The organism is Lactobacillus delbrueckii subsp. bulgaricus (assembly GCF_046938665.1).
GTDB classification, from domain to species: Bacteria; Bacillota; Bacilli; order Lactobacillales; family Lactobacillaceae; genus Lactobacillus; species Lactobacillus delbrueckii_C.
This window is the reverse complement of sequence record NZ_JBKZCD010000008.1, coordinates 36,140-62,770: the sequence shown is the minus strand read 5'-3', so window position 1 is coordinate 62,770 and position 26,631 is coordinate 36,140. Positions and strand designations below refer to the sequence as shown.

Sequence of the window (26,631 nt, the reverse complement as noted above, 5' to 3'; positions counted from 1 at the left end):
GAGACAAGAGTCAGACGGAAGTCTGGCTCTTTTTTTGATATTAAAAATTGCTTTTTAGCCAGAAAATGGCCTACAATAGATTGACAGATAGTTAGCCGCAAAAAACCGCCCAAGTTTTGGACGGTTGCAAATAGTATTTACTTTATCTAGATTGCCATTTTCAGCTGGGCCGGGCTGAGGATTCTGCCTAAGCGCTCAGCTCCTTCATTGATCTGGCTGAGGCTGGAGCCGGTGAAGTTGACCCGGAGGCCATTATTCTTGTCCCAGTTAGGATAGAAGCTGGCCGAAGGCACGTAGATGAGGTGCTCTTTTGGCACGGCTTCATTAAGCAAAAGCTGTCTGGTATCAATTTCATCATCCAGTTCAACCCAGAAGAAGAAGCCGCCTTCCGGCTGGCTGATCTTGGCGTCAGCTGGCAGGTAAGTCTTTAAGGCTTTAGCCATAGCGTCCAGCTTGACCCGGTAGACCTGCTTCAACTGGTCAATATGCTGGTCCAGGTCATTGTCTGCAAGGTAGGCAGCTACGGTACCAGCAGCTAAGTATGGCACTTCCAGGTCAGCTGACAATTTCAGGTTGACCAGCTGTTCCTTGATTTCCGGACCAGCTACCAGCCAGCCTAAACGGAAGGCTGGGGAAAGAATCTTGGAGAAGCTGGACAGGAAAATCACTCTGCCTTCCGTGTCAAAGCTCTTGATGCTTGGCAGGCTTTCCCCATGATAGCGCAGGTCCCGGTAAGGGGTGTCTTCCAAGATGACGAAGTCGTAGCGGTTGGCCAGGTCAACCAGGCGCTGGCGCTTAGCCAGGGACATGGTGATCCCGGTTGGATTGTGGAAGTCTGGCACCGTGTAGAAGAGCTTGATTGCCGGGTGCTCTTTCAGCACTTCTTCAAAGTAGTCCAGGTTGACCCCGTCGTCTTCCAAAGGAATTTCATGGTAGACTGGTTCGTAATTGTCAAAAGCAGCCAGGGCGCCGACATAGCTGGGAGCTTCAACGGCCATTTCATCGCCTGCCCCCAAGAAAAGCTTGGCCACCAGGTCGATCCCTTGCTGACCGCCAGCCGTTAGCAGGATGTCGTCAGCGTTAGCCTTGATTCCCTGCTGCCTTGCCCGGCTTGCCAGATAGTCGCGCAAGTTGCCTGGCCCCTTAACGTCGTGGTATTGGAAGGAGTGAGCCTGTTCCTGGTCAACGGCCTTCTGGTAAGCAGCTTGCAAAGCCTGGCTTGGGAAGAGGCTTTCGTCCGGGCAGCCGCCCCCAAAGGAGATGTTGTCGGAAAAATTGCTTTCCGGGAAGAGCCCTTGCAGGCGGGATGGATTTTGAGTTTTGATTCTTTTGGCAAAAAGCTTGCTTAACATTATTTCTTTGCTCCTAATTTGTATTGTCATTTCTGCGTTGACTATATTATAATTGCTGGAGTAAGAATAACAAAATTCAACTTGTTTAATTTTAAGTGAAATAATTTCATGTTAGGAGGGGCAAATGCTGCCATTTCCATATCTAGTCTTCCGGACGGTCATTGACCAGGGGACCTTCAACAAGGCTGCTTTAGTCTTGAACGTGACCCCGTCGGCCATCAGCCACTCGGTCAATCAGCTGGAAACTGAACTGGGCTTTCCGGTCTTTGTCAGGTCAAGAAACGGGGTTAAACTGACTCCGGATGGGGAGAAAATCCTTCCCTTGATCCAGGAAATCATCAATGACCAGAGCCGGCTGGAGCAGGTCGCTCAGCAGATCCAGGGCCTGGACACCGGATTGATCCGGATCGGGGCCTTTTCTTCGGCCTGCATCAACTGGCTGCCGCCTTTAATCCAGAATTTTGCTAAAAATTACCCCCAGGTCAAGATTTCCGTCCGCCAGGCTGGCTTCAGCGAAATTACCCAGGCTGTGAAAAGCGGGCAACTGGACCTGGGCCTGACCATGCTGCCGGAAAATGAGCAGGGGATCAGCTGCGAAAAAATCCTGGAAGACGAAATCTACTGCATTGCCCCCAAAGACTTCCAGGTCAAAAACGGCCACAGCGTCAGTGAGGAAGACCTGGTCAACTGCAACTTCATCCTCCAGCAAAGCGACTATGACCTGGATACCAAGGCCGCGCTTGACCACTACTCTATTAAGTCAACAGCTATTCGCTTCTCCATCGACGACCAGTCAATCGTGGCCATGGTGGAAGCGGGCCTGGGTCTGGGGATCCTGCCGGCTTTGGCCCTGCAGAAGATGCAGGGGGAAGTCAGAATCCTGCCTTTCAGCACTCCCTTTTACCGGAAGATTGCCCTGGTAACCTCAAACCAGCAGCGGCTGGCTCCTTCAAGCAGGCAGATGATCAAGAACGTGCATGAACTGATTAGGCGCCAGTATCCGGGCGGGCGCTTGACGATGGAAGCGGAAAACGCATAGAATGCATGTAGTCTGTATAAATAGTATAATGAAATTGTTAAAATCTGTTGTCATAGCCTCTAATCTCTTGCTATAATATACAGAGTAAAAATAAATGAGACTACAAAGCGTTTTGTCACACTCCATGAGATTAATAGGAAGCATGAACTAAAATTTGCATCAGCGATGGGGCAAGCGGGCGCTGAGTAATTTTTATTCAATTTTTTTAGACATAGGAAATAAAGAAGGTATTTTATGAACGGTAAACAACTTGTTGCAGAAGCTTTACAGACGGTTTTGCCTGACTGGTCACTGGAAGACATTGACGTCAAGATTGAACGGCCAAAGGACGAAAAGCTGGGGGATTACGCTTTTCCAACCTTTACTTTAGCCAAGACCATGCGCAAGGCGCCAAACCTGATCGCGGCTGAACTGGCTGAAAAGATCGACCAAGGCAGCTTTGAAAAGGTAGAAGCAGTTGGCCCATACATCAACTTCTTCCTGGACAAGAGCCAGACCGGGGCGGCTATCTTGCAGGAAATCCTGGCTGACCCTGAAAACTACGGTGCCCGTGACCTGGGCCACGGCCGGAACGTTTCAACTGAATACTCATCACCTAACATTGCCAAGCCAATGGGGATGGGTCACCTGCGGTCAACCATGATCGGTGAAGCTATTGCCCGCATCCTGGCCAAGGAAGGCTTCAAGCCGATCAGAATCGACTACCTGGGTGACTGGGGCACCCAATTCGGGAAGATGATGGCTGCCTACAAGATGTGGGGCAACGATGCCGACATCGAAAAGGACCCAATCAACACCCTTTTGTCTTACTATGTCCGGATCAACCGGGAAGCTGAAGAACACCCGGAATACGATGAAGACGGCCGGGAATGGTTCTCCAAGCTGGAACACGGCGATGAAGAAGCCAAGCGCTTGTGGAGCTGGTTCAGAGAAGTTTCCCTGGAACGGTTCAAGAAGGTTTACGATATGCTGGACGTCCACTTCGACTCCTTCACTGGGGAAGCCTTCAGTGCCCAAATGATGGATGAACCAATCCAAATCCTGCGGGAAAAGGGTCTCTTAGTTAAGAGCCAAGGTGCTGAAATCGTCGACCTTGAAAAGTACAACCTGCCACCTTTGATGGTTATCAAGAGTAACGGGACTTCAACTTACATCACCCGTGACCTGGCAACGGCCATGTACCGGAAGAAGACTTATGGCTTCTACAAGTCCATTTACGTTGTCGGCCAGGAACAGGAAGTCTACTTCCAGCAGCTGCGTGCCTGCCTGAAGGAAATGGGCTTTGACTGGGCTGACGACATTGTTCACATCAGCTTCGGTCTGATGAGCATCAACGGCCAGAAGATGTCTACCAGAAAGGGTAACGTCGTTAACCTGGAAGACGTTTTGAACGAATCAGTTGACCTGGCCCGCAAGCAGATTGCTGAAAAGAACGCCGGCCTGAAGAACGCTGACGAAGTTGCCAAGCAAGTTGGTATCGGCGCGGTTGTCTTCCACGACTTGAAGAACTACCGCCGCAACCCAATCGACTTCAACCTGGAAGAAGTCGTTAAGTTCGAAGGTGAAACCGGTCCTTACGTGCAATACGCCCGGGCCCGTGGCGAAAGCCTCTTAAGAAAGAGCGGCATTACCGACTTCTCAGACGCTGACTTGACCAAGATCGGTGCTGAAGAATGGGACCTGGTCTCCTTCATGGGCCGCTACGCCGACACGATTCAAAAGGCTATGGAAACCTACGACCCAAGCGCGATTGCCAAGTACGCCCTGGAACTGGCCAAGCGCTTCAACAAGTACTACGCTCACACCAGAATTTTGGTTGATGACGTTGACGCAGATGTCAAGAAGGCTCGTTTGGCTGTTGTCCAAGCGGTCAGCCACGTCATCAAGTCAGCCCTGGACTTGCTGGACGTCAAGGCGCCAGACGAAATGTAGCTTTTTATCTAAAATGAATGATATTAAATGCCTTGAATTTGCATCAAGGCATTTTTTATTGGCCAATGGCAATGCTATTGGGGATAATTGCAGAAAAATTGATTGAAGAAAGTTGGATAATTCAAGAAGAATTAAATAACAGCTTTATTGAAATATAAAAGTGCGCTAAAATTAAAGGTATCTAAAACGATTAAATATAAGATTAAGGGGCAATAATTATGAACTACAAAGAAAGAAGACAGCTGATTTACGAACTGATTCAGACCAACAAAATTGAAACCCAGGAACAATTGCTGCTCTTGTTGCAATCCCATGGCGCGAACGCGACCCAGGCTACTATTTCCCGGGACATTCACGCCTTGCACATCAGCAAGGTGCCAGATGATGACGGCCGCAGCTACTACGTCAAGGCGCCATCAGCTGCTGTTAACCGGGAAAGGCAGCTGAAAGACGCAATCCGCGAACGGGTGGCAACTGTAACTGCCGTTCAGTTTACCGTTGTCATTCAAACCAGCATGAAATTGACTTACGCGCCAATTTTGGCAGGATTAATTGACGATATTGACAACGATGACGTGGTCGGCACGATCGCCGGAACTGACACTCTTTTGGTTATTTTGAAGGACGCTGAAGCAGCTGCCAGCTTCGCGGACTGGGCACAAGCCATCGTTAAGGAACGCAAGATCTACTAAGGCGAGCGATAATGGCAAGAATTTCGGTCTATATGACTGGCGGCATAGCTGCCTATAAGGCCGTGAGCGTTGTCCGGGGCCTGCAGAAGGCGGGCCATGAAGTCCGGGTAGCGATGACGGCCAATAGTGAACGTTTTGTTGGCCCGGCAACTCTGGCGGCCTTGACGAAATGGCCGGTTTTAGACGACTTGTTCAGTCCAGGCCGGCAGGCGGAAATCGCCCATATCGACTTGGCTGACTGGAGCCAGCTGGCCCTAGTCGTGCCGGCTGATGCCAATATCTTGGCCAAGCTGGCCCAGGGGATCGGGGATGATGCCGTTTCAACCACCCTTTTGGCCTTGCACTGCCCGCGCTTGATCGTGCCGGCAATGAATAGCCATATGTGGGAAAATCCTGCTGTACAACGCAATCTCCGCTTGTTAAAGGAGGGCGGCGACCGGATCATGGAACCGGCTGTGGGCAGACTGGCTGAAGGCTATGCCGGCAAGGGCCGGATGCCGGAAGCTGAAGAGATCCTGGCCTGGGTTAATGACCAGCTTGACTTGCCAGCCAAAGGCAAGCGAATCGTCGTCACTGCGGGAGGCAACCTGGAAGCTATTGACCCGGTCCGCTTTATCGGCAACCGGTCAAGCGGCAAGATGGGCTTCCGTTTGGCAGAAGCCGCGGCCAAAAGAGGAGCCGAGGTGGACTTGATTTACGGCAACGTCTCAGTTTCCCTGCCAAGGGATGCCCGGATTCACCTCCATCCCGCCCTGTCGGCCCAGGCCATGCTGGAGAAGCTGAAAGAACTTTTCCCGGCTGCTGATGCCCTGTTGATGGCGGCAGCCGTCAGCGACTGGCGGCCAAAGGAAGCCGCTGACCACAAGCTGAAGAAGCAGGCCGGGGTAGAGGAAATGACCTTGCAGCTGGTCAAGAATCCGGACCTGCTCAAGACAATGGCCCAAAAGAAAAGGCCGGACCAAGTGGTCATCGGCTTTGCGGCTGAAACCAATGACCTTCTGGCCAATGCCAGCCGGAAGCTGGCAGAGAAAGGCGCTGACTTGATCGTGGCCAATGACGTCAGCGGGGATGCCTTTGGCGGCGACGAGGACCAGGTAACGATCCTGGAACAAGGCAAGGAGCTGGACCCTTGGCCGCGGATGAGCAAGCAGGCCGTGGCTGACCGCTTGCTCGAACTGACTTTGGCCAGGTTGGCAGAAAAGAAGAATTAAAAGAAATGAAGTAAGAGGCCTTTTACCTGGTGAAAGACCTTTTATTTTTTTCTGAAACTTTTGCTAAAATGAACCGCTTTCACTATAATAAGGGGTAAGAGATTTACAAAAAAGATTGGGAGACGAATGATGAAGAAAATTGATGCCCACCTGCACCTGGTGCGGGATTTGGCCAGCTACAAGGGCAATGGCCGCAGCAATGCCTTGGGAAATGGCCTGGTTGTCTGGGACAGCGGCTTTAAGACCCGCCTCTTTCCAGCCGGCTGGGGTGAGGACGCTTTTCGAGCAGACGCCGCCAGGAAAGTAATGGAAGACCATGATGTGACCAAGGCCGTCCTTTTGCAGGGAAGCCTGTACGGCTTTCAGAATTATTACAGCTGGCAGGCAGCCAAGGCCGCTCCGGACCGCTTTGCCCCGGCTTTCTCCGTTGACCCCTTTGCCAGTGAAGCGGAAAAAATCGTCAAGCGCCATGTTGAAGACCTGGGCTTTCGGGCTTTGAAACTGGAAGTCAGCCAGGCCGGCGGCCTTATGGGCTACCATTTGCCTTTTGACTTGGCAGAAGACGACCGCTTGGGCAAAATTTTGGACTATCTCAGTTCTTATCCAGGCTTCGCGGTGGCCGTGGACTACGGCGACAGCAGCCAAGCAAGCCACCAGCCCCGGTCCTTGGCCCGGCTGGCTAAGCATTACCCAGATTTGGACTTTGTCCTCTGCCATTTGTCCTTCCCAAAGCCTGGCAAGTTGGACTTGCTGGAAAAAGAACTGGCTCTTTTTGCTCCTTTGCCGAATATCAGCTTTGACCTGGCTGCCCTGCAAGACATCGCGGGTGAGCAGACTTATCCTTACCCCTTCTGCCAGGAAGCGGTGGGCCTGGCCAAGGAAATCGTGGGGGCAAAAAAGCTCTTATGGGGCAGCGACGCGCCCTGGTCAGCCACTTTCAATGATTACGGCCAGCTTTATTCCTGGCTGGAAGACGCGGGGATTTTTTCAGAAGCGGAACTGGCTGATATATACTATGGCAACGCGGAAAGAATTTATTTCAAGGCAGACCACGTGGCGGCTTTAAAAGCCAGCCGCGATCCGCTGTTTGAGGGAGATGCTTAAGATGGAAAATGCGAAAGTTTTGGTGGCGGGCCTGGCGGTCAAGCAGCTGCCCGAATTGGAAAAAGTATGTGAAGTGACCTTTGCTCCGGCAGGTGCCGGCAAGGACTGGTACCTGGCTAACCTAGGGGATTTTGATGCCTTGATCACCGGCAAGCTGCCAGTTGACCAGGAGCTTTTGGACGCGGGCAAAAAGCTCAAGATCGTTTCCGCGACCGGGGTTGGCTATGACCATATCGACGTGGACTATGCCAGCAGCCAGGGGATCATCGTCTCCAACTGCCCGGCCAGCGTCATGCAGCCGACGGCAGAAATGGCCTTTACCCTCCTTTTGGCTCTCAGCCGGAAATTGGCCCTCTACAATCAAGAGATGCGGCAAGGGAACTTTTTGGACACGGGCTTGCTCGAAAACCAGGGACAGAGCCCGGTCGGCAAGACTTTGGGGATCTTCGGCATGGGGAGAATCGGCAAGACCCTGGCCAGCTATGCCCGGACCTTCGGGATGAACATTCTCTACCACAACCGCCACCAATTGCCGGAAGATGAAGAGCGGGCCCTGGGAGTCAGCTACGTGCCCTTGGCCGACCTGCTCAGTCAGGCCGACTATGTCAGCTTGAACGCTCCGGCCACGGCGGAAACCTACCACGTGATTGATGAAGCAGCCTTGAGCATGATGCAGCCGACGGCCTTTTTGATCAATACTTCCCGGGGCAGCCTGGTCGATGAAGCGGCGCTTTTGCGGGCCTTAAAGGGCAAGCGGATTGCCGGAGCGGGCCTGGACGTGTTTGAAGAAGAACCGGACTTCAACAAGGAATTCTGCCAGCTGGACAATGTGATTTTGACCCCGCATGCCGGCAGCGCCACCCGGGAGTCCCGGCGCAGCGTCTTGAAAGAAGCCAGCCACAATATTGTCTCCTTCCTGGTCGACGGAGTGCCGGTCAACCGGGTCAACTAAAAGATGCTTTTGCATCTTTTTTTGTTATCATTAAGTGTTAGCTACTGTAAAGCGAATTAAAGGGGGCAGAGAGCTTGCTTGATCCACAGCAGGTCTTAAAGAAGTATTTTGGCTATGACAGTTTCCGGCCGGGCCAAAGAGAAATTATTGAAAAAGTTTTCCAGGGAAAAAATGTCCTGGCAGTCATGCCGACCGGGGGCGGGAAGTCGCTTTGCTACCAGATCCCAGCCTTGATGATTCCCGGTACGACTGTGGTGATCTCACCCTTGATCTCCTTGATGAAGGATCAGGTCGACAGCCTGCGCGAGTACGGGATACCGGCCGCGGCACTTAACAGCTCCACAGCCCAGGAAGACGTCAATCCCATCTTAAGAGCCTGCTATGAAGGGAAAATTAAGCTGCTCTACGTGACGCCGGAACGGATGGAGATGGACTATTTCCGCTACCAGCTCAACTTTTTGGAGGTCAACCTGGTCGCCATCGATGAAGCCCACTGCATTTCCCAGTGGGGGCATGACTTCCGGCCGGCCTACCGGAAGCTGAAGGACGGGATTAATGCCCTCCATACCCATCCCAATGTTCTGGCCCTCACAGCTACGGCCACTAAGGCGGTCAGAGAAGACATCGGCCAGCAGTTGGACATTTCCGAGGAGAATTTCGTCATCACTAGTTTTGAAAGAAAAAATCTCCACTTCAAGCTGGTCAACACGCCGAAAAACAGCCGGGCCTATATCGTCAACTACTTGAAGCAGCACCGGGGTGAGGCGGGCATTATTTATTCCAACACCCGGAAAAAGGTGGAGGGCCTGACCGAATTTTTGCGCCGGGAGGGCTTTAACGTTGCCGCCTACCATGCCGGGATGTCCAATGAGCAGCGGGCCCAGGTCCAAGACGACTTCCAGTATGACCGGATTCCCTTGATCGTGGCTACGAATGCTTTTGGCATGGGGATCGACAAGAGCAATGTCCGCTTTGTCCTGCACGCAAACAGCGCCAAAAACCTGGAGGCCTATTACCAGGAAGCCGGCCGGGCGGGCCGGGACGGGCTGGAGAGTGAGGCCGTGATGCTTTTTCACCCCAGTGATCTTCGCCAGTTCCGCTGGTTTATCGACAATTCTGAAGCTGATGAGTCCTACCGGCAGGTCCAGTACCAAAAGCTGCAGACGATCAGCGACTATGCCAATACAGACGAGTGCCTGCAGCAATTTATCGTCCGCTACTTTGGCCAGGACTGCCCGCCCTGCGGCAAGTGCAGCAACTGCTTAAACAGCGGCGACTTCCAGGATGTGACGGCCGAAGCCCAGGCGATTATCGGCATGGTCTATGACTTAGACGGCCGCTATGGAAAAAAAATCGTTGCCCAGGCCGTGACTGGGTCCAAAGTCAAGAAGATCAGTGAGATCGGGGCTGATGAGTGCGTCCACTACGGCCTGCTCAAGGGAAAAAAGCAGGCTGATGTAAGCAGCCTGGTCGACTACTTGGTTTCAAAGGGCTACCTGCAGCTGGTGGGGGACCGCTATCCCTTGGTCCATGTAACCAACCGGGGCTGGGATGTTTTGGACGGCAAGGCCAGAGTCAAAAGGCGCCAGGAAGTCAAAAGCGAGCAGCTTGCTGAAACAGGCGGTGACCAGGTCCTCTTTGAAGAGCTAAGAAAGGCCCGCCGGGCCCTGGCCCAAAAGCGGGGAGTGCCGCCATTTGTTATCTTTTCCGACTTGTCTTTGCGGGATATGGCAGCCAGGAAGCCGCAAACGCCGGAAGAGCTGCTCCAGTGCAGCGGGGTTGGGGATGCCAAACTGGCCAACTATGGAAAGGCCATGCTGGCCGTAATCAAAAAATATGGATAAAAAACCTTCAGAAGGAAATCTTCTGAAGGTTTTAAACGTTATTACTGCTTTATTTTTTAGAAAAGCTTGGCCTTTTCGCATAGGTCGTCAAAGCGTTCCCAGAACTTGTCGTAGTTAGCGGAAGTAACCAGGGTCATTGGCCGGCCATTTTCAGTTTCAAAGAAGCGAGCAGCCCGGTCGCCGTCAGTGTAGACGTCAGACTTGGTATCACGGGTCGTGGCGATTTCCGGGTAAAGGGCGCTCATGGTGGTCAAAACGTCCCAGAGGTAGTAAGTTGAGTCGACTTCAAAGGAGTTAACCAGGGCGTAGACATAGCCCAGGAATTCAAAGGCCGGGTACTTGCGGTTGGACGCAAAGTGCTGGCGCATTTCATCGGTTAAAGGCAGTTCTTCGGTTGATTCCAGGCCGACCTGCTGGATCTTGATCTTGGAGTCCCAGACCGTCTTGCAGGCTTCCGGGTCCCACCAGGCATTCCATTCCTGGGTCCCGTCAGCGCATGGGGCATAAACGTTACCGTGGGCGTTCAAAGACCCGCCCATCCAGTAAAGTTCTTCGATCTTGTCCTGGATGCTTGGGTCAATTTCCAGGGCCCGGGCCAAGTCAGTCAAGGGGCCAGTGAAGACCAGGGTAACCGGGCCGTCAGCAGCATGGATCTTGTCGATCATGTCCAGGTGGGCCGGCTTTGCGGCAACTGGCGTTTCAACCGTGCCTTTTTCATTCAAGATCGGGAAGTGGTCCACGGAAAAAGCTGACACTCTCCAGGCTTCCGGAAACTGGTGGACTGCCCGGGAGTCGGACTTGGCCACTTCCAGCTTGTCGCCGCGCTGGTTGAAGCGGTCGATCAGCTTCCGGGAAGCGGAAACGCCTGGCTCAACGTAGCCGTCAGCGTCGGTTACCCCGACCCCGATCAGCTTGATGTCTGGTGCCAAAAGCATGAGCAAAAGTGAAGTAAAGTCATCCATGTTGCTGTCATGGTTCAAGTAGAAGTTCTTCATGAAATCTTACCTTCCTAAATCCTATAGTCTTAACAATAATATTATACGTGATGCAGGGACAAAAGACAGCTGTTTCCGGGGAAAAAAGTTTGTTTTGGACTAAAAGTCGAACAAGACTGGCTTGAAAAAGACTTATTGTTAAAAGGCCCTGATTTTGCCCCGGTTTGGTCACGGAAAATCATTAAAATATTTTTGCGATTATAGGCGGATCGGTGTTAGAATAATATTTTTCGTGATAAAATCGTACGGTAAATGAATCGCGGGGAGGCAGACATGGCGAGTCAATTGATCGAAAACAAATTGAAATTGCTGCCGGAAAAGGCCGGCTGTTATCTGATGAAGGACGTCAACGGCAAGGTCATCTATGTTGGCAAGTCCAAAAACTTGAAAAACCGGGTCCGGTCCTACTTCAAGAGCAGCCAGGAGGGCCGCCGGGCCGAGCTGGTCAAGAATATTGCCGATTATGACATTATCGTGGTGGATTCTGACAAGGAAGCCTTTTTGCTGGAAATCACCTTGATCAAAAAGTACCAGCCTTATTACAATGTTGCTCTGAAGTCGGGGACGGGCTACCCCTATATCGAAATCACGAATGAGAAAAATCCCCAGACCCGCCTAACCTCGATCGTCTACAAGGACAAGGGCTACTATTTTGGCCCTTACCCCAACGTCTACGCGGCCAGCGCGACTTTAAAATTCATCCAGAAGGTCTTTCCTTTGCGCCGCTGCAGCGGCTATACCGGCCGGCCCTGCCTTTACTACCATATGGGCCAGTGCCTGGGCAGCTGCTTTAAGGAAGTGCCGCAAAGCGAATATGACGAGCAGATCAAGAAGATCAAGCGCTTTTTGAACGGGGACATCCAGGAGGTCAAGAAAGACTTGACGGACAAGATGTTGCAAGCTTCAGCTGACCTGGAATTTGAAAGAGCCGGGGAACTCCGGGACCAGCTCAAGTATATTGAAGAGACGGTTGAAAAGCAGAAGATCATCTCCAACGACCATACCCAAAGAGACATCTTCAACTATTACGTGGACCGGTCCTGGATTTCCATCCAGGTCTTCTTTTTGCGGCAAGCCAAGCTCTTGCGGCGGGAGTCGCACATGTTCCCTTTGACTGATGAAACTGATCCAGAAGACGAATTCATGTCCTTTATTGCCCAGTTCTACGCCCAAAAGAACCGGGTCAAACCCCGGGAAGTCCTGGTGCCAAAAGGCATCGACCAGGATGAACTGGCCGCGGCCATCGGCATTAAGGTCCGGACCCCGCAAAGGGGGCAGAAGGCTTCTTTGATGGAGATGGCCAGGGAAAATGCCCAGCTGAAGCTGGATGACAAATTCCGCCTGCTGGAGCTCGGCCAGCGCAAGACTAAAGGGGCCCAGGAAGAAATTTTCAAGGCCCTGGGTCTGCCTTACGGGTCATACATTGAAAGTTTTGACCACTCCCATATTCAAGGGGCAGACCCGGTTTCGGCCCTGGTTGTCTTTAAAGACGGAGAACCCTTTAAGACCGGCTACCGGAAGTTCAAGCTGAAGGGGGAAGTTGAGCACCAAAACAGCGCTGATGAAGTCGGCAACACCCGGGAAGTCGTCCGCCGCCGCTATAGCCGGCTGTTAAAAGAGCATGAAAGAATGCCGGACCTGATCTTGATGGACGGGGGACAGATCCAGGTGGAAGCCTGCGAGGACGTCTTAAGAAACGAGCTGAACCTGGATATTCCGGTAGCGGGGATGGTTAAAGACGACAAGCACCGGACCAACCACCTCTTGTACGGTGACCCGTTTAAGGGCCAGCCTTTCAAGCTGATTCCAATGGATCCGAAGTCAGAAGGCTTTTACTTAATGACCCGGATTCAAGATGAGGTCCACCGCTTTGCCATCACCTTCCACCGGCAGACCCATGCGAAAAACTCCCTGGTCAGCCGGCTGGACTCGATCAAAGGCATTGGGCCGAAGAGCCGCACCAAGCTTTTGCGGGAATTTGGCTCTTTAAAGAAGATCAAGGAAGCTTCTATTGACGATCTGCGCAAGGCGGGACTGACTTTAACCCAGGCGCAGGCAGTCAAAATTTCCCTTTAGCTATTGGGCAAAATAGCTTATGATTAAATGGTAACAATTAACGAAAGAAAGAAAAGGTAAAAACAAGAATGCCAACTCCTTCAACATTTGTTGATCAAACTAAAATTGAAGTCCAAGCCGGAAAGGGCGGGGACGGCATGGTGGCCTTCCGCCATGAAAAATTCATGCCTAACGGGGGACCAGCCGGCGGTGACGGCGGCCGGGGCGGGTCCATTATCTTCGTGGCCGACAACGGCCTCAGAACCTTGATGGATTTCCGCTACCGGCGCAAGTTCAAGGCTGAGCCGGGTGAAAACGGCCGCATCAAGGCCCAATACGGCAAGGCAGCCAAGGATCTGTACCTGAAGGTGCCGGTCGGCACGACCGTTTATGACTTTTTCACCGGTGAAGAAATCGGTGACTTGGTTGAAAACGGCCAGGAACTGGTCGTCGCTAAAGGCGGCCGGGGCGGCCGGGGCAACATCCACTTTGCCACCAGCGTCAACACGGCGCCGGAAATCGCTGAAAACGGGGAACCGGGTGAATTCCGGACCCTGCGTTTGGAATTGAAGGTCCTGGCTGACGTTGGTTTGGTCGGCTTCCCGTCTGTCGGCAAGTCAACCCTTTTGTCAGTCGTCACCAGTGCCAAGCCAAAGATCGCGGCTTATCAGTTTACGACTTTGAAGCCAAACCTAGGCATGGTCCTTTTGCCAGACGGCCGGGACTTCTCCATGGCCGACCTGCCGGGCCTGATTAAGGGGGCCAGCCAGGGGGTAGGGCTGGGGATCCAGTTCCTGCGCCACGTGGAGAGAACCAAGGTTATCCTGCATATGGTGTCCATGGACCCGAACAACGGCCGGGATGCCTACGAGGACTATGAGACCATCTTGCACGAACTGGCCTCATACACGGAAGATGACCTTTCCAGCAAGCGGGAAATCATCGTGGCCAGCCAGATGGATATTCCAGGCGCCGATGAGAAACTGGCCCAGTTTAAGAAGGACCTGGCCGCGCATGGGGTTGACCAGGAAGTTTACGAGCTCTCCAGCATTACCCACCAGGGCGTTGACCGCTTGATGAGCCGGGCGGCTGACCTGGTCAGCGAGGTTGAAGCCCAAGAGGCTGAAGCTGCCGTTAAGCCTAAGGAAGAGGTCAAGACTAAGACCTACAAGTACCACCGGCCTGAAAAGATGGAATTCACGGTTGAAAAGCTGGCTGACCACGAATTTGAAATTCACGGTGAGCAGCTTGAACGCCTGGTAGCCATGACCAACCTGGACCACCAGGACGGGATCATGCGCCTGGCCCGCCGCTTGAAGAAGATGGGTGTCGATGATGAACTGCGGGCGCAAGGCGCTGTCGATGGAGACGACGTTTACATTGGCGACTTCAGCTTTGAATTCGTGCAATAAGGGATAGATTGCAAAAAACAGAATAGAGAAACGAAAGTTAGAGAATTGAAAAAATGAAGAAACGATACATTACTGGCTATTCTGGCTTGCGGGCCCTGGCCGTAATCGGGGTAATTTTGTATCACCTGGATCCGGACCACTTTGGCGGCGGTTACCTGGGCGTGCCGGTCTTTCTGGTTTTGACCGGTTATCTGGTAACCGACCAGATTATGGCTGCCTACCGCAATCAGGGCTATTTTGACATCAAGTCCTTTTACCAGCGCCGTTTCAAGCGTCTTTATCCACCGCTGATTGCCATGCTCTGGCTGACCAGCGCTTATATCGTGCTCTTTCAGCGCAACCTTTTAAACAAGCTTTACCAGATTGTCGCCTGCAACTTGCTGGGGGTATATAACTGGTGGCAGATATTCAACGGGCAGAGTTACTTTGAGCGTTTTGCCAATAATGAATCGCCTTTTACCCACTTGTGGACGATGGCGATTGACTGGCAGTTCTACCTGCTCTGGCCGCTGGTGATGGCCCTCTTGGTCAAATTTGCCAAAAAGCGGCGGAATATCTTCTGGGTCTTGGTTGGCCTGTCGGTCTTGTCCGCTCTGGAAATGGCCCTGCTTTTCCGGCCGGGCCAGGATACCAGCCGGATTTACTACGGGACTGACACCCGCTTCTTCTCTTTGGGCCTGGGCAGCGCTATGGCAGTTCTCTGGCCTTTTGAAGAGCTGGACAACCGCTTTACCCAAAAAGACGGGATGATTCTCAACTGGACGGGGCTGACGACCCTGTTTGGGATGCTTTTGCTCATGTTCTCGCCTTTGATGAACGCTCAGACCGCTTTCCCATATTATGGTGGGATGTTCATCTTCAGCTTCTTCGTGACGGTTTTCGCGGCGGTAATCGCGGCTCCGGTCGGAATCTGGAACCGGCTGATGACCAACCCGGTCTTTAACTGGCTGGGGTCAAGAAGTTATGAAATCTACCTCTACCAGTTCCCGGTCATGATCTTTTTCGAAAGCCGGGTCAGCGACCTGGCCGACCATGTGACTCTTTACCGGGTGACCGAGATTGTCTTGATCCTCTTGATCAGTGAAATTACTTACCGCCTTTTTGAAAAAAGACGCTACACCAGCGAAGGCATCCGCTACAACTTAGCCAAGCTTTTTCACTGGCCAGTCAAATTGTCCAAAAACTGGCTGAAGACGGCGGCCTTCTTCCTGGTCTTTTTGATCGGCAGCGGCGGGATTATCTTCTCCCCGCTGGCCAAGGCTGATAACAAGGATGGGGCTTTGATCAAGACGATCAATGACAACTCCAAGCAGCAGGCTGAGATGAACAAGAAGGCCCTGGAATCGATCAAGAGCTCGCAAAAAGCGGCTAAGAAGTCATCCAGCAGTCAGAGCAAGCAGACTTCCAAGGCCAAGACCAGCTCAAAGAAGGCCAAAGCTAAGAGCAGCGGAAAAAAGGTCAACCAGGAATTTGAGAAGTACGGGATCAGCCAGGCTGACTTGCAAGCCGCGCAAAAGCTGCAGGTGACAGCCATTGGCGACTCGGTCATGGCGTCTTCAAGTGACATCTTACACCAGCTTTTGCCGCACGCCGTAATCGACGCGACGGTTTCCCGGCAGGCCGACGTGGCCCCCCAGCTGCTGCAGTCTTATGCCCAAAAAGGTGAGCTGCAGGACAATGTCTTGATTGGCCTGGGGACCAACGGGCCATTTACTGATGACGAAGTCAAGCAAATCATGCAGATTGTCGGGCCGAAGCGCCAGCTCTTTTGGATCAATGTCGTCGTGCCAACCCGGTCCTGGCAAAACCAGGTCAACCAGCAGCTGCAGGCCTTGACCAAGAAGTACAAGAACTTGACCGTCATTGACTGGTACGGCTATGCCCACAGCCAGTCCAGCTGGTTTTACGACGACAAGACCCACCCGAATAATGTGGGGCAAAACTACTACAGCACTTATATCGTCAAAGAAATGGTCCGCGTCAGCGGATCGAATTAGCCTTTTTATATTTGTTTGGAAAAGAATGGGAGTTAAATGGAACTGGAATTTCTTGGCACCTGCTCGGGCCAGCCGTCAAAGTTGCGGAACGTCTCGAGCCTGGCTTTAAAACTACTGGATGAGCTGAACGAGATTTGGCTCTTTGACTGCGGGGAAGCAACCCAGCACCAGATTCTGCGCACCAATATCCGCCTGCGCAAAATCACGAAGATTTTTATCTCGCACAATCACGGCGACCACATTTTCGGTCTGCCGGGCCTCTTGTCAACCAGGTCCTTTCAAGGCGACGTCGGTCCCTTGACCATTTACGGGCCAGCAGGGATTGAACAGTTCGTCAAGACCTCTCTCAGGATTTCAAAAACTAAGATTTCTTATCCAATCAAATTCGTCACCTTGGAAGAAGGCGGCAAGATTGTCAGTGAGCGGGGCTTTGAGGTTTATACTGAAAAGCTGGACCACCGGATCGACAGCTGGGGCTTCCGGGTGGTTGAAGCTGACAAGGCCGGTGAGCTTTTGATGGACAAGTTGGCGGAATTTAAAGTGCCAAATGGCCCGCTCCTTGGTAAACTAAAGAGGGGTGAGCAGGTTGAACTGGCTGACGGCACGGTGTTAAGCGGCAAGGATTTCTTAGGCCCGGCCAAGAAGGGGCGGGTAGTGACCGTGATTTACGACACCCGGTCAACGCCGTCAATCCGCCGCCTGGCTGACCATGCTGACGTCTTGGTCCATGAAGCGACCTTTGACGCCAGCGAAGGTAAGCTGGCCAGGGATTATTACCACTCAACGTGCACACAAGCCGCTGAGACGGCTAGCGCCTGCCAGGTCGGGCATTTATACCTGACTCATGTTTCGGCCCGCTACGTGGGCCCTCTGGCCAGCCAGATGGTCAAACAGGCGCGGGAGATCTTCCCGGCCACGACTTTGGCCAGGGACCTGGACAAGTTCGTAGTTCCAATGAAAGGTTAACGTGATAAAGATGAGTGATTCATTACGCAATAAAGTTGTAGTTATTACCGGGGCCAGCAGCGGGATCGGCCGGTCAATTGCCCTGGAAAGCGCCAGCCGGGGCGCCACGGTTGTTTTGCTGGCCCGCCGCCTGGACAAGCTGGAGGAAATCGCTGCTGAAGCCCGGGAATTGTCTGCTTCGGCAGCTTTCGCCGTCAAGGCCGACCTGGGCCTGGCCAGCGACATCGAAGCGGCTTTTGCCGAAGTTAAGGAAAAGGTCAAGCACATCGACTACCTGGTCAACGCGGCTGGTTTCGGCAAGTTTGAGGAATTCATGGAAGCTGACATGCAAGACGCCACGGAAATGTTCCAAGTTGACGTCCTGGGCTTGATGTACATGACCCGGCTTTTCGGCCGGCTCATGCTGGAGCAGGGCAGCGGGCAGATCATCAACTTTGGCTCCATGGCCGGCAAGGTGCCGACGACCAAGTCAGCGGCTTACAGCGCCGCCAAGGCAGCCGTAATCCAGTTCTCCAACGTTCTGCGCCTTGAACTCAAGCCTTTTGGCGTCAAGGTCATGACCGTCAACCCGGGGCCGGTTTACACCAACTTCTTCAACATTGCCGACGCAAGCGGCCAGTACGTTAAAAATGTCCAGGCCTTCATGCTTGACCCGGACGACGTTGCCTGGGAAGTAGTCCACTACTTCGGTTCAAACAAGCGTGAGCTCAACCTCCCGGTCAGCCTGGCGGCTTTGGCCAAATTGTACAACTTGTTCCCGGGGATCGGGGACAAATTGTCGCTTGAATTTGCCTCCCGCAAATAAATAAAGTAAGGTTTTTCTTGATTTATTTGCCAGGCAATAGTATTATTTAATTACTTGAGTATTTAGGTCACCGACCTGATACTGTGATACTACAATAAAGGAGATCAGTTATAAATGGCAGTTCCTGCAAGACATACTTCTAAGCAAAAGAAACGTTCACGTCGCGCTCACTTGAAGCTCAGCGTGCCAGCAATGCACTACGACGCAACTACTGGTGAATACCGTTTGAGCCACCGTGTTTCCCCTAAGGGTTACTACAAGGGTCGTCAAGTAGTCAGCGAAAACAGCGCTAGCGATAACGACTAATTTAAAAGGCACCTGTTTTTCTGGTGTCTTTTTTTATGCCAAAAATTAGGATTGAGGAATTCGAAGAATGAAACTGGTTTTTTTACATTCAAGCGACACCCACGGCTACTTGCTGCCAACTGACTACCAGAGCACGGGCGACTACGACGCCCCTTACGGCCTTAGCCGGGTAGCCAGCGCGATCAAGGCGGAGAAGGCCAAGTGGGGGGCAGACCACGTCATCGTGACTGATGCTGGCGACTGCCTGCAGGGGTCCCCTTTGGCTGCTTACACCCATGGCAGCAAGAATCTGGACAACCTGGCCCGCTTTACTGCTGCTTACAACGCGGTCGGCTACGACGTCCGCTGCCTGGGCAACCATGACTTCAACTTTGGCCAGGAATACATGGCCTACTACGTAGACAACAACAAGGCGCCATTCGTTAACTGCAATATTTTGGATGCCGAAACCCAGGTGCCGACTCTGGGCCGGGACTACGTGATCCTGGAAAGAAGCGGGGTCAAGGTTGGCGTTTTGGGGATTACTACCCAGTACATCCCTCACTGGGAAGCAGCTGACCGGATCAAGGGCCTGGCCTTTAAGTCTGCTTACGAACAGATCGCTCATTTTGCCAAGATCATCAAGCCGCAAGTCGATGTCCTGGCCGTCCTTTACCACGGCGGCTTTGAAAGTGACATCGCCAGCGGGGAAGCAACTGAACCGCACAACGGGGAAAACGAAGGCTACCGGATTCTGACTGAGATCCCGGAAGTCGACGTCATGCTGACGGGCCACCAGCACCGGAGACTGAACATGATCAGCCCGTCCGGCAAGCCTTGCGTACAGCCGGGCTACCGGGGCGAGGCGATTGCGGAAGTCGTTTTGGACCTGGAAAAGACGGAAGCAGGCTACAAGGTCAAAGAAGCGACCAGCGAATTGATCGACACCAAGGACTTTGCCTCAGACCCGGAAGTCGAAGAAATCGTTAAGCCACTCGATCTAGCCACCCAGAAATGGCTTGACCAGCCAATTGCCCACCTGGACCAGCCAGCCCCGATTGAAGATGCCAACAAGGGCCGGATTGAAGGGGCACCTTTCATCAACCTGCTCCAGCAGATGCAGCTCTACTTCACCCACGCTGACCTTTCAGCCACGGCCGTGATGAATGACGTGGCCAAGGGTTTTGGCAAGACGGTAACCATGCGGGACATTCTTTTGAACTACCCTTATGCCAACCAATTGGTCAGCGTCAAATTGACTGGTGAGCAGCTCCGTCACATTGTAGAGCACACGGCTAGCTTTTTGGAAAAAGACGAAAACGGCAAGATCCACTTTATCGACCGCTACCTCAAGCCAAAGCCGGAACTTTACCACTTTGACGTCTTTTACCCACTGGAATACGAGGCTGACCTCTCCAAGCCGGTCGGCCAGCGTTTGACCAAGCTGAAGTTCAAGGGCCAGGATATTCAAGATGACCAGGTCTACCACCTGGCCGTCAACAACTACCGGGCCAACGGGGGCGGTTTCTACCCGGAATACAGCTTGGACAAGATCGAATTCTCCTTGGACAAGGACTATGTCCAGATGTTCAGCGAATACCTGACTCAAGGAGAGGTCAAGGTCGACACGAAGAAGTACTACCGCTTCTATTAGTAACGAATAACGAAGAAAAAGGCCGCTAGGCCTTTTTTTCATGCCCTTGTGGCATAATAAAAGCAGCGATTTAAGGAGGTGGAGTATGCCAGGAGAAAATGTACGCGTGCAAGGGAAAGTGGTTAAGAGCCATTTAACTTCCTTCGTTTCAGCTGAAGAATTGCGGCAGGTGCAGGCAGCGGAAGAATTAGCCGGCCTGCCTGTCCACCAAAAGCCCTATGCTTTCGTGACCTTGAAAGACTGGGAGCTGGTTGCCGGCCATTTAGAAAAGAATTTGCCGGGAGCAATTGTTTCTTTTGAGGCGGCTGAAGGGGTCCTGCCCTGGCTGGCCAAGGAAGAAGGCGGCAAGCTCAAGCAGATTTTTGGCCAGGAAGTCCCGGCCGGGAAAGTGGTGACCTTGACTCTCAGCCAAGCTGGGAGAAAGGGCGTTTGGCAATTGCAGCTGGATGGGGTGATCATGGCTGCCCAAAAGCCAAATGACGCAAAAGCAGATAAAGCAGAAGAAGTAAAGGGAGTTAAAGAAGCTAAAAAAGCAAAAGAAGTTAAAAAAGTAAAAGAAAAGACTGAGTCTTTTGCCGGGAAAATGGTTGATGCCCAGGTTAAATTGGGCGGGCAGATTTTGCCCCTGCATGACTATCAGCTCTACAGCATGAACTTTATTATGGACCACCCTTACTGCGGGATTTTCCTGGATATCGGCTTGGGCAAGACCTTGACTACCTTGGCTGCCCTGGCTAAATTGCGGGAAGAGGGGATGAAGGGGCATATTTTGGTGATCGCCCCAAAGACCGTGGCTAAGTCGACCTGGCAAGATGAGATTGATAAATGGCACTTGCCCTTTAAGACCCAGTCCTTTTTGACCGACGAAAAAGGCCGCCAGCTGACTCCAGCTGGCCGCCAAGAGCTCTATGAAGCTGCCGCGGCCAAGGCCGCCAAGGGCGACTGGCAGCTGTATTTTGCCAGCCGGGACCTGGTCAGCAAGCTGGTTGACCTGGGTCCCTGGCTTTTTAAAAACGTGGTAATCGATGAGTCCCAGTCCTTCAAGTCACCGGCTTCCCAGCGCTTCAAGGCCTTAAAGAGCGTGCGGGGGAGGATCCAGCGCCTGATTGAACTGACCGGGACCCCGGCGCCTAATTCCCTCCAGGACCTGTGGTCACAAATCTACCTCTTGGACCAGGGAGAGCGGCTGGGCAGGAGCATCACGGCCTACCGGCAGCAGTACTTTGAGCCGACCTTGCTGGTCAACAACCACCCGGTCAAATGGCGGCTTCTGCCAGGCAGTGAGGAAAAAATCTACCAGGCCATCGATGACATCGTCATCTCCATGAAAAATACCCGGCTGAAATTGCCGGAACTGACAGAGAGCCTGGACTGGGTGGAAATGCCTCCAAGGGCTAAAAAGAGCTACCAGCAGCTGAAAAAAGACCAGGTCCTGGACTTGCCCGGCCAGGAGATTAGCGCCGATAACGCGGCTGTCTTAGCCGGCCGCTTGCGGCAACTAGCCAGCGGTGCTATCTATGAAGAAGACGGGGAGCATTACCAGGAGATTTTTGCTGAAAAAATAGAAAGCTGCTTCTACTTAACTAGCAATACGGCTACGCCCAGCCTGGTCGCTTATTATTTCAAGTCAGACGCCTCCCGCCTTTTAGCCTTTTACCGGAAAAACGGGGTCAAGGCTGAGCTTTTTGACGGCTCACCTGGCATGATCCGCCGCTGGAACAAGGGCAAGATCCCGGTCATGCTGGTCCAGCCGGCCAGCGCCGGGGCGGGCCTTAACCTGCAAGAAGGGGGCCACACCCTGATCTGGTTTACCCTGCCCTGGAGCCTGGAGCAGTACCAGCAGATGAATGGCCGCCTTTACCGGCAGGGACAGAAAAAGCCGGTCATCATTCACCATCTTTTGACGAAGGGAACGATTGACCGGCATGTATTAGACAGTTTGAAAAAGAAGGACCTCTCCCAGCAGGCCTTGCTGGCGGCGGTTAGGCGGACGCTTGCCTAGTCGTCCGGCCTGTATTTCTTGAAAAAGAAGGTCTTGAGCCAGGAGCGGTCGTTTTTCAGCCGCCAGTAGCTCCAGCAGCTGAAGAGGAGGCTGCCGGCCAGGTCGGCGATCAAGTCGCCCATGGTGTCCAGTAAGGCTGCCCGGCCGGCAAGAGCCCGGCCAGCTGACAGGTAGCGCTGCAGGTTCATGGCGAAAAGACCGTCACAGGTAAACTCATAGCATTCCCAGAGGACCCCGCAGAAGACGGCAAAGGCCACCCCGTACAGGCACAAAAAGCCAGCTGGCAGCTCTTCCTTAAACTTGAAGCAGCCCAGGATGGCCCAGGCCAGGCCGAAGAGCAGGGCCCCGCTGATCAAGTGGAGGAACTTGTCCCAGTAAGGGATGTAGTAGAAGTGGTAGGCATCTCCCAGGTAAATGGCGCAATAGATAAAGGCCAGGAAGAAAAAGTATAAAAAGGCCGGCAGGTAAAAGCGCAGCCACTTGCTCAAAAGGGCCGGCAAAAGGACCAAGAGCAGGCCAGCCCCGGTCTCAAGGACCAGGAGCAGGCTGCCGGACTTGCCTTGCGCTAATTGCCAGGCAGCAGTGAGCAGGGAAATAGCCATTGAAAGAACGACAAAGACAAAAGAAAATTTGAGGGCCAGACTTTGTTTGTGCATGGCGATGAACACCTCACTAAACATGAACAGAAATTTTTATTATTTTGCCTATATTTTAGCAGATTTGCTTATGCTCGCGGCAGAATCTGCTGACTGAGTTACAATAAAGGCAGTAAGCAAAGCAAGAAATAAGATTGGAGGAAAAAGATGGATTTAGCAGAAATTCAAAAGCAGGCCAAGCAGGCCGTCAGTGAAATTGTCGAGGCATCCGGGATCAAGGCCGGCCAGTTTTTCGTGGTTGGCTGCTCTTCAAGCGAGGTCTTAGGTGAGGCGATCGGCACCAATACCAGCACTGATGTTGCTGAAGCCCTTTACCAGGGGATCAATGAAGTTTTGGCGGAAAAGGGGATTTACCTGGCCGCCCAGTGCTGCGAGCACTTGAACCGGGCCCTGGTGGTCAGCCGGGAAGCAATGGAAAAGTATGACTTAGAGCAGGTCAACGCCATTCCCCAGCCAAACCATGCCGGCGGGGCTTTCGCGACCGTAGCCTACCAGAAAATGCCAAATGCGGTACTGGTGGAAGACATTGCTGCCCGGGGGGAAGCCGGGATCGACATTGGGGGTACCTTGATCGGGATGCACCTGCATCCGGTGGTCGTTCCCCTAAGAATTTCCCTGGACAAGATCGGGGAGGCCAGAATAATCTGTGCCCGCCGCCGGCCAAAGTATGTCGGCGGCCAGCGGGCCATCTACGATCAGACTTTGATGTAAGAAAATAATTAAGTTTTTCTAAAAACAATAGACGTCATACTATTAATACATAACTTTTGATAGCAAAAGACTGGGGATGTTGCTAAAATTAAGTTGCATTGTTTTTAATTAACATTTAGGAGCTAGGTGGCAGTTCATGAAGAAGTATCAACTAATCGCAAACACGATCAAGGAGAGGATCGTTAAGGGGATTTACCCCCAGCAGAGCTTTTTGCCTAAGCAAGAAGAGCTGGCAGAGGAGTTTTCGGTTAGCAAGATTACGGTCAAGAGCGCTTTGGACTTGCTGGAGCGGGAAGGCTTTGTCTATAAGGAGTCAGGCCTGGGAACCAAGGTCTTGTCCAACTTGACTCTTTTGGGCCAGCATGACTCCCCCGTCAATTCTTTTGCCGGCTTGTCGGCTGAAAATGGCAATGACCGGGTGAGCAGCAAGATTATCAAGTTTGAAGTGGCCTTTCCGTCAGCTGACTTGTGCGAGAAATTGAACCTGGATGAAAATGACCCGGTTTATGAGATCATCCGCTTGCGCCTTTTGGATGGTGAACCTTTAGTGATTGAGCATACTTATATGCCGGTCAGCCAAGTGCCGGCTTTGTCCAAAAAGATCTTGGAAGGGTCGATCTACTCTTACCTGCACAAGAAGCTGCACATCAAGTTTGGCGGGGTCTTCCGCCGGATCAAGGCTGATCTGCCAGATGAATATGACCGGCAGTACCTTGGGGCCAGTGAGACTACGCCGATTCTGGAAATTGAGCAGATCGTCTGGACCAATTCCGGGGTCAACCTTGAATATTCCCGGTCAAGAAATGTTTACAGCAACCGGTCTTATATCATGGTCGAAACCAGCCATTAAACTTACGAAAAAATACCCACTGAAGGAAAGCAAATCTTCAGTGGGTATTTCTTTGTTATCGTATTGATTAGCTCTTTAGCCCAATTCCTGGTTCCGCTTAAGAGCCGCGTTGACGGCGCTGATGGCCGCGTAACGGAAACCATTCTTCTCCAGTTCAACGACGCCGGCAATGGTTGAGCCGCCTGGTGAAGTTACGGCATCTCTGAGCTGGGCCGGGTGCTGGCCACTTTCCAGGACCATCTGGGCTGAGCCCAAAACCGTCTGGGCGGCCATTTCGATGGCTTGAGACCGGGAGAGGCCGTTTTGCACGCCAGCGTCGCCCAGGGCTTCAATAAACTGGTAGACAAAGGCCGGACCGCAGCCAGCTACTGCCGTAGCGGCATCCATTAGGCCTTCCTGGATTTCCACGAACTTGCCGGAGTGAGCCATTAATTCCTTGAAGACATCTTTGGCCTGGCTGCTCTGGCTGGTGTAGCTGGTCATGCCCTGGCCGATGGCTACTGGGGTGTTGGGCATCATTCTGACCAGGTCGTGGCTGGGCAGAAGCTTGGCCAAAGTTTCCAGGCTGACCCCAGTCGCCATGGAGATCCAGATGCTGCCGTTATTGCTGCCTTCGCCAATTTCCTTGATGGTGCTGGCCACCTGGTAAGGCTTCACGCCTAAAAAGACCACGTCGCTTTCAGCAGCAACTTGCGCGTTGTCTAAGAGCTGGCCGCCGATTTCTGCCTGCAGCTTGCCGGCTTTTTCCGGGTTGTGGCTGCTCAAAAGCAAGCTGACGTCATCACACTTGGCAACTGCTCTGGCGATCGCGCTTCCCATGTTGCCTAAACCGATAAATCCAACTTTCATAAAAAACTCCTTGCTATTCTCTGACCTGGCCCTGGCCACGGACGATGTACTTGTAGCTGTTAAGTTCGTTTAAGCCCATTGGCCCCCGGGCGTGCATCTTCTGGGTGGAAATGCCCAGTTCGCAGCCCAGGCCGAATTCACCCCCGTCGGTAAAGCGGGTAGAAGCGTTGACGTAAACAGCAGCTGAGTCGACGGCTTGGGTAAAGCGGTCAGCGGCTGCTTGGTCTTCAGTCACGATGGCTTCGCTGTGGTGGGTTGAGTGCTTGGCGATGTGGTCAATCGCTTCTTCAATTCCGTCCACGACCTTGATGGCCATGATGTAATCCAAAAATTCAGTATCGAAGTCGTCCGGGCCAGCTGCTTTAGCTTCAGGCAAAAACTCCTTGGCTCTTTCGTCAGCCCGCATCTCAACCTTGCCGGCAAAAGCTGCAGCTAAACGGGGCAGAAAGTCAGCGGCAACTTCCTGGTCAACCAGGCAGACTTCAGCAGCATTGCAGACTGATGGCCGGCTCATCTTGGCATTGGCCGTGATCTTGACTGCCTCGTCCAAATTAGCGGCCTTGTTGACATAGATATGGCAGATCCCGGTCCCGGTTTCAATTACCGGAACTTTGGCGTTGTCAACAACTGCTCTGATCAAGCCCTTGCCCCCGCGCGGGATCAAGAGGTCGATCTTGCCCCGGGCCGTCATCATTTCGCTGGAAGACTGCCGGCTGGTGTCTTGCACCAATTCAATCACCTTTGGGGAGATCTTGCTTTTGGCTAAGCCCGCCTTTAAGGCCCGCATGATGGCATTAGCAGAATTAAAAGCATCCTTGCCGGACCGCAAAAGGGCGGCATTGCCGGACTTAAGAGCCAGGGCCGCCACGTCAGAAGTAACGTTTGGCCGGCTTTCATAGATCATCCCGATCAAGCCAAAAGGCACGGACCGTTTTTCAATCTTAAGGCCATTGTCAGCCGTGTGCTCGCTTAAAAGGCGGCCCACTGGGTCTGGCAGGTCGATCAAGGCCCGGATGCCGCTGGCCATGCCAGCTAAGCGGTCTGGGGTAAGGCGGAGCCGGTCCAGCATGACGTCAGGAATCTGCCCCTTGGCCTTTTCCAGGTCAAGCTGGTTGGCAGCCATGATCTCTGCTTCATGATCCAGCAGGCTGTCAGCCATCAAGGCCAAGGCTTCGTTCTTGTCGGCAGTATTTGCCAGGTTGACAGCCGCCTTATTGGCCAGCAGGCTGTCCAGCAGTTGCTGAGTTGAGCTTTCAGTCATATTTTCT

Annotated in this window: 22 protein-coding genes; 17 read left to right on the top strand and 5 right to left on the bottom strand. The window is 52.8% G+C overall.

What is annotated here, in order from left to right; all coding sequences use genetic code 11:
- Positions 1–146: 146 nt before the first annotated feature.
- A complete protein-coding gene (locus ACLUXO_RS05615) occupies positions 147–1,352 on the bottom strand; it encodes an aminotransferase-like domain-containing protein (protein WP_412136687.1) in 1,206 nt (401 codons plus the stop codon).
- Between the two features lie 124 nt (positions 1,353–1,476).
- Here ACLUXO_RS05615 and ACLUXO_RS05610 point away from each other — a divergent pair, with 124 nt between their 5' ends.
- From ACLUXO_RS05610 to recQ, 7 genes are all read left to right on the top strand, one after another.
- Positions 1,477–2,391, top strand: coding sequence for a LysR family transcriptional regulator (locus ACLUXO_RS05610; protein ID WP_412136686.1), 915 nt, complete (start codon positions 1,477–1,479; stop codon positions 2,389–2,391).
- A gap of 234 nt (positions 2,392–2,625) precedes the next feature.
- Complete coding sequence (gene argS, locus ACLUXO_RS05605; RefSeq protein WP_412136685.1) at positions 2,626–4,323, top strand: arginine--tRNA ligase; 1,698 nt, start codon at positions 2,626–2,628, stop codon at positions 4,321–4,323.
- Between the two features lie 218 nt (positions 4,324–4,541).
- Positions 4,542–5,015: an arginine repressor gene (locus ACLUXO_RS05600; protein WP_412136684.1), complete on the top strand. Its 474-nt coding sequence runs from the start codon at positions 4,542–4,544 to the stop codon at positions 5,013–5,015.
- An 11-nt stretch (positions 5,016–5,026) separates the two neighbouring features.
- The gene (coaBC, locus tag ACLUXO_RS05595) at positions 5,027–6,226 is read left to right on the top strand and encodes a bifunctional phosphopantothenoylcysteine decarboxylase/phosphopantothenate--cysteine ligase CoaBC (protein WP_412136683.1); all 1,200 of its coding nucleotides are present in this window, start codon (positions 5,027–5,029) and stop codon (positions 6,224–6,226) included.
- A gap of 129 nt (positions 6,227–6,355) precedes the next feature.
- Complete coding sequence (locus ACLUXO_RS05590) at positions 6,356–7,330, top strand: amidohydrolase family protein (RefSeq protein WP_412136682.1); 975 nt, start codon at positions 6,356–6,358, stop codon at positions 7,328–7,330.
- A 1-nt stretch (position 7,331) separates the two neighbouring features.
- A complete protein-coding gene (locus ACLUXO_RS05585) occupies positions 7,332–8,282 on the top strand; it encodes a 2-hydroxyacid dehydrogenase family protein (RefSeq protein WP_412136681.1) in 951 nt (316 codons plus the stop codon).
- A gap of 74 nt (positions 8,283–8,356) precedes the next feature.
- Positions 8,357–10,126: a DNA helicase RecQ gene (gene recQ / locus ACLUXO_RS05580; RefSeq protein WP_412136680.1), complete on the top strand. Its 1,770-nt coding sequence runs from the start codon at positions 8,357–8,359 to the stop codon at positions 10,124–10,126.
- A 56-nt stretch (positions 10,127–10,182) separates the two neighbouring features.
- Here recQ and ACLUXO_RS05575 read toward each other — a convergent pair whose 3' ends face one another.
- On the bottom strand, positions 10,183–11,121 hold the full coding sequence (locus tag ACLUXO_RS05575) for a nucleoside hydrolase (protein ID WP_050889905.1): 939 nt from the start codon (positions 11,119–11,121) through the stop codon (positions 10,183–10,185).
- A 273-nt stretch (positions 11,122–11,394) separates the two neighbouring features.
- On the opposite strand from ACLUXO_RS05575, the gene uvrC reads away from it, so the two are divergent.
- The 8 genes from uvrC (at position 11,395) to ACLUXO_RS05535 (ending at position 22,297) form a co-directional block, all read left to right on the top strand.
- A complete protein-coding gene (gene uvrC, locus ACLUXO_RS05570; RefSeq protein WP_412136679.1) occupies positions 11,395–13,197 on the top strand; it encodes an excinuclease ABC subunit UvrC in 1,803 nt (600 codons plus the stop codon).
- 68 nt (positions 13,198–13,265) lie between these two features.
- Complete coding sequence (gene obgE, locus ACLUXO_RS05565; RefSeq protein ID WP_412136678.1) at positions 13,266–14,588, top strand: GTPase ObgE; 1,323 nt, start codon at positions 13,266–13,268, stop codon at positions 14,586–14,588.
- A gap of 53 nt (positions 14,589–14,641) precedes the next feature.
- Positions 14,642–16,585: an acyltransferase family protein gene (locus tag ACLUXO_RS05560; protein WP_412136677.1), complete on the top strand. Its 1,944-nt coding sequence runs from the start codon at positions 14,642–14,644 to the stop codon at positions 16,583–16,585.
- A gap of 36 nt (positions 16,586–16,621) precedes the next feature.
- The gene (gene rnz / locus ACLUXO_RS05555; RefSeq protein ID WP_412136676.1) at positions 16,622–17,551 is read left to right on the top strand and encodes a ribonuclease Z; all 930 of its coding nucleotides are present in this window, start codon (positions 16,622–16,624) and stop codon (positions 17,549–17,551) included.
- Between the two features lie 10 nt (positions 17,552–17,561).
- Positions 17,562–18,356 (top strand): SDR family NAD(P)-dependent oxidoreductase, encoded by a 795-nt coding sequence (locus tag ACLUXO_RS05550; RefSeq protein ID WP_003613994.1) that lies wholly within the window; start codon positions 17,562–17,564, stop codon positions 18,354–18,356.
- A gap of 114 nt (positions 18,357–18,470) precedes the next feature.
- Complete coding sequence (gene rpmF, locus ACLUXO_RS05545) at positions 18,471–18,662, top strand: 50S ribosomal protein L32 (protein ID WP_003614010.1); 192 nt, start codon at positions 18,471–18,473, stop codon at positions 18,660–18,662.
- Between the two features lie 67 nt (positions 18,663–18,729).
- On the top strand, positions 18,730–20,295 hold the full coding sequence (locus ACLUXO_RS05540) for a bifunctional metallophosphatase/5'-nucleotidase (RefSeq protein ID WP_412136675.1): 1,566 nt from the start codon (positions 18,730–18,732) through the stop codon (positions 20,293–20,295).
- Positions 20,296–20,380: 85 nt separating this feature from the next.
- Positions 20,381–22,297 (top strand): SNF2-related protein, encoded by a 1,917-nt coding sequence (locus tag ACLUXO_RS05535; RefSeq protein ID WP_412136674.1) that lies wholly within the window; start codon positions 20,381–20,383, stop codon positions 22,295–22,297.
- On the opposite strand, the gene ACLUXO_RS05530 is transcribed toward ACLUXO_RS05535, so the two are convergent.
- Positions 22,294–22,953, bottom strand: coding sequence for a hypothetical protein (locus tag ACLUXO_RS05530; RefSeq protein ID WP_412136673.1), 660 nt, complete (start codon positions 22,951–22,953; stop codon positions 22,294–22,296). The two genes, ACLUXO_RS05535 and ACLUXO_RS05530, sit on opposite strands and share 4 nt — an antisense overlap.
- A 147-nt stretch (positions 22,954–23,100) precedes the next feature.
- Between ACLUXO_RS05530 and ACLUXO_RS05525 the strand changes: the two genes are divergently transcribed.
- Both ACLUXO_RS05525 and ACLUXO_RS05520 read left to right on the top strand, forming a co-directional pair.
- Complete coding sequence (locus ACLUXO_RS05525; protein ID WP_412136672.1) at positions 23,101–23,664, top strand: TIGR01440 family protein; 564 nt, start codon at positions 23,101–23,103, stop codon at positions 23,662–23,664.
- Between the two features lie 136 nt (positions 23,665–23,800).
- Entirely contained in the window at positions 23,801–24,514 is a 714-nt protein-coding gene (locus ACLUXO_RS05520) for a GntR family transcriptional regulator (protein WP_412136671.1), read from the top strand.
- 75 nt (positions 24,515–24,589) lie between these two features.
- Here ACLUXO_RS05520 and proC read toward each other — a convergent pair whose 3' ends face one another.
- Positions 24,590–25,363: a pyrroline-5-carboxylate reductase gene (proC, locus tag ACLUXO_RS05515; RefSeq protein ID WP_412136670.1), complete on the bottom strand. Its 774-nt coding sequence runs from the start codon at positions 25,361–25,363 to the stop codon at positions 24,590–24,592.
- A 13-nt stretch (positions 25,364–25,376) separates the two neighbouring features.
- A complete protein-coding gene (locus tag ACLUXO_RS05510) occupies positions 25,377–26,624 on the bottom strand; it encodes a glutamate-5-semialdehyde dehydrogenase (RefSeq protein WP_412136669.1) in 1,248 nt (415 codons plus the stop codon).
- Positions 26,625–26,631: the final 7 nt, after the last annotated feature.

Coding starts and splice junctions, on each gene's coding strand:
- ACLUXO_RS05615 (WP_412136687.1), bottom strand. CDS start 1,352: ATGTTAAGCAAGCTTTTTGCCAAAAGAATCAAAACTCAAAATCCATCC.
- ACLUXO_RS05610 (WP_412136686.1), top strand. CDS start 1,477: ATGCTGCCATTTCCATATCTAGTCTTCCGGACGGTCATTGACCAGGGG.
- argS (WP_412136685.1), top strand. CDS start 2,626: ATGAACGGTAAACAACTTGTTGCAGAAGCTTTACAGACGGTTTTGCCT.
- ACLUXO_RS05600 (WP_412136684.1), top strand. CDS start 4,542: ATGAACTACAAAGAAAGAAGACAGCTGATTTACGAACTGATTCAGACC.
- coaBC (WP_412136683.1), top strand. CDS start 5,027: ATGGCAAGAATTTCGGTCTATATGACTGGCGGCATAGCTGCCTATAAG.
- ACLUXO_RS05590 (WP_412136682.1), top strand. CDS start 6,356: ATGAAGAAAATTGATGCCCACCTGCACCTGGTGCGGGATTTGGCCAGC.
- ACLUXO_RS05585 (WP_412136681.1), top strand. CDS start 7,332: ATGGAAAATGCGAAAGTTTTGGTGGCGGGCCTGGCGGTCAAGCAGCTG.
- ACLUXO_RS05575 (WP_050889905.1), bottom strand. CDS start 11,121: ATGAAGAACTTCTACTTGAACCATGACAGCAACATGGATGACTTTACT.
- uvrC (WP_412136679.1), top strand. CDS start 11,395: ATGGCGAGTCAATTGATCGAAAACAAATTGAAATTGCTGCCGGAAAAG.
- obgE (WP_412136678.1), top strand. CDS start 13,266: ATGCCAACTCCTTCAACATTTGTTGATCAAACTAAAATTGAAGTCCAA.
- ACLUXO_RS05560 (WP_412136677.1), top strand. CDS start 14,642: ATGAAGAAACGATACATTACTGGCTATTCTGGCTTGCGGGCCCTGGCC.
- rnz (WP_412136676.1), top strand. CDS start 16,622: ATGGAACTGGAATTTCTTGGCACCTGCTCGGGCCAGCCGTCAAAGTTG.
- ACLUXO_RS05550 (WP_003613994.1), top strand. CDS start 17,562: ATGAGTGATTCATTACGCAATAAAGTTGTAGTTATTACCGGGGCCAGC.
- rpmF (WP_003614010.1), top strand. CDS start 18,471: ATGGCAGTTCCTGCAAGACATACTTCTAAGCAAAAGAAACGTTCACGT.
- ACLUXO_RS05540 (WP_412136675.1), top strand. CDS start 18,730: ATGAAACTGGTTTTTTTACATTCAAGCGACACCCACGGCTACTTGCTG.
- ACLUXO_RS05535 (WP_412136674.1), top strand. CDS start 20,381: ATGCCAGGAGAAAATGTACGCGTGCAAGGGAAAGTGGTTAAGAGCCAT.
- ACLUXO_RS05530 (WP_412136673.1), bottom strand. CDS start 22,953: ATGCACAAACAAAGTCTGGCCCTCAAATTTTCTTTTGTCTTTGTCGTT.
- ACLUXO_RS05525 (WP_412136672.1), top strand. CDS start 23,101: ATGGATTTAGCAGAAATTCAAAAGCAGGCCAAGCAGGCCGTCAGTGAA.
- ACLUXO_RS05520 (WP_412136671.1), top strand. CDS start 23,801: ATGAAGAAGTATCAACTAATCGCAAACACGATCAAGGAGAGGATCGTT.
- proC (WP_412136670.1), bottom strand. CDS start 25,363: ATGAAAGTTGGATTTATCGGTTTAGGCAACATGGGAAGCGCGATCGCC.
- ACLUXO_RS05510 (WP_412136669.1), bottom strand. CDS start 26,624: ATGACTGAAAGCTCAACTCAGCAACTGCTGGACAGCCTGCTGGCCAAT.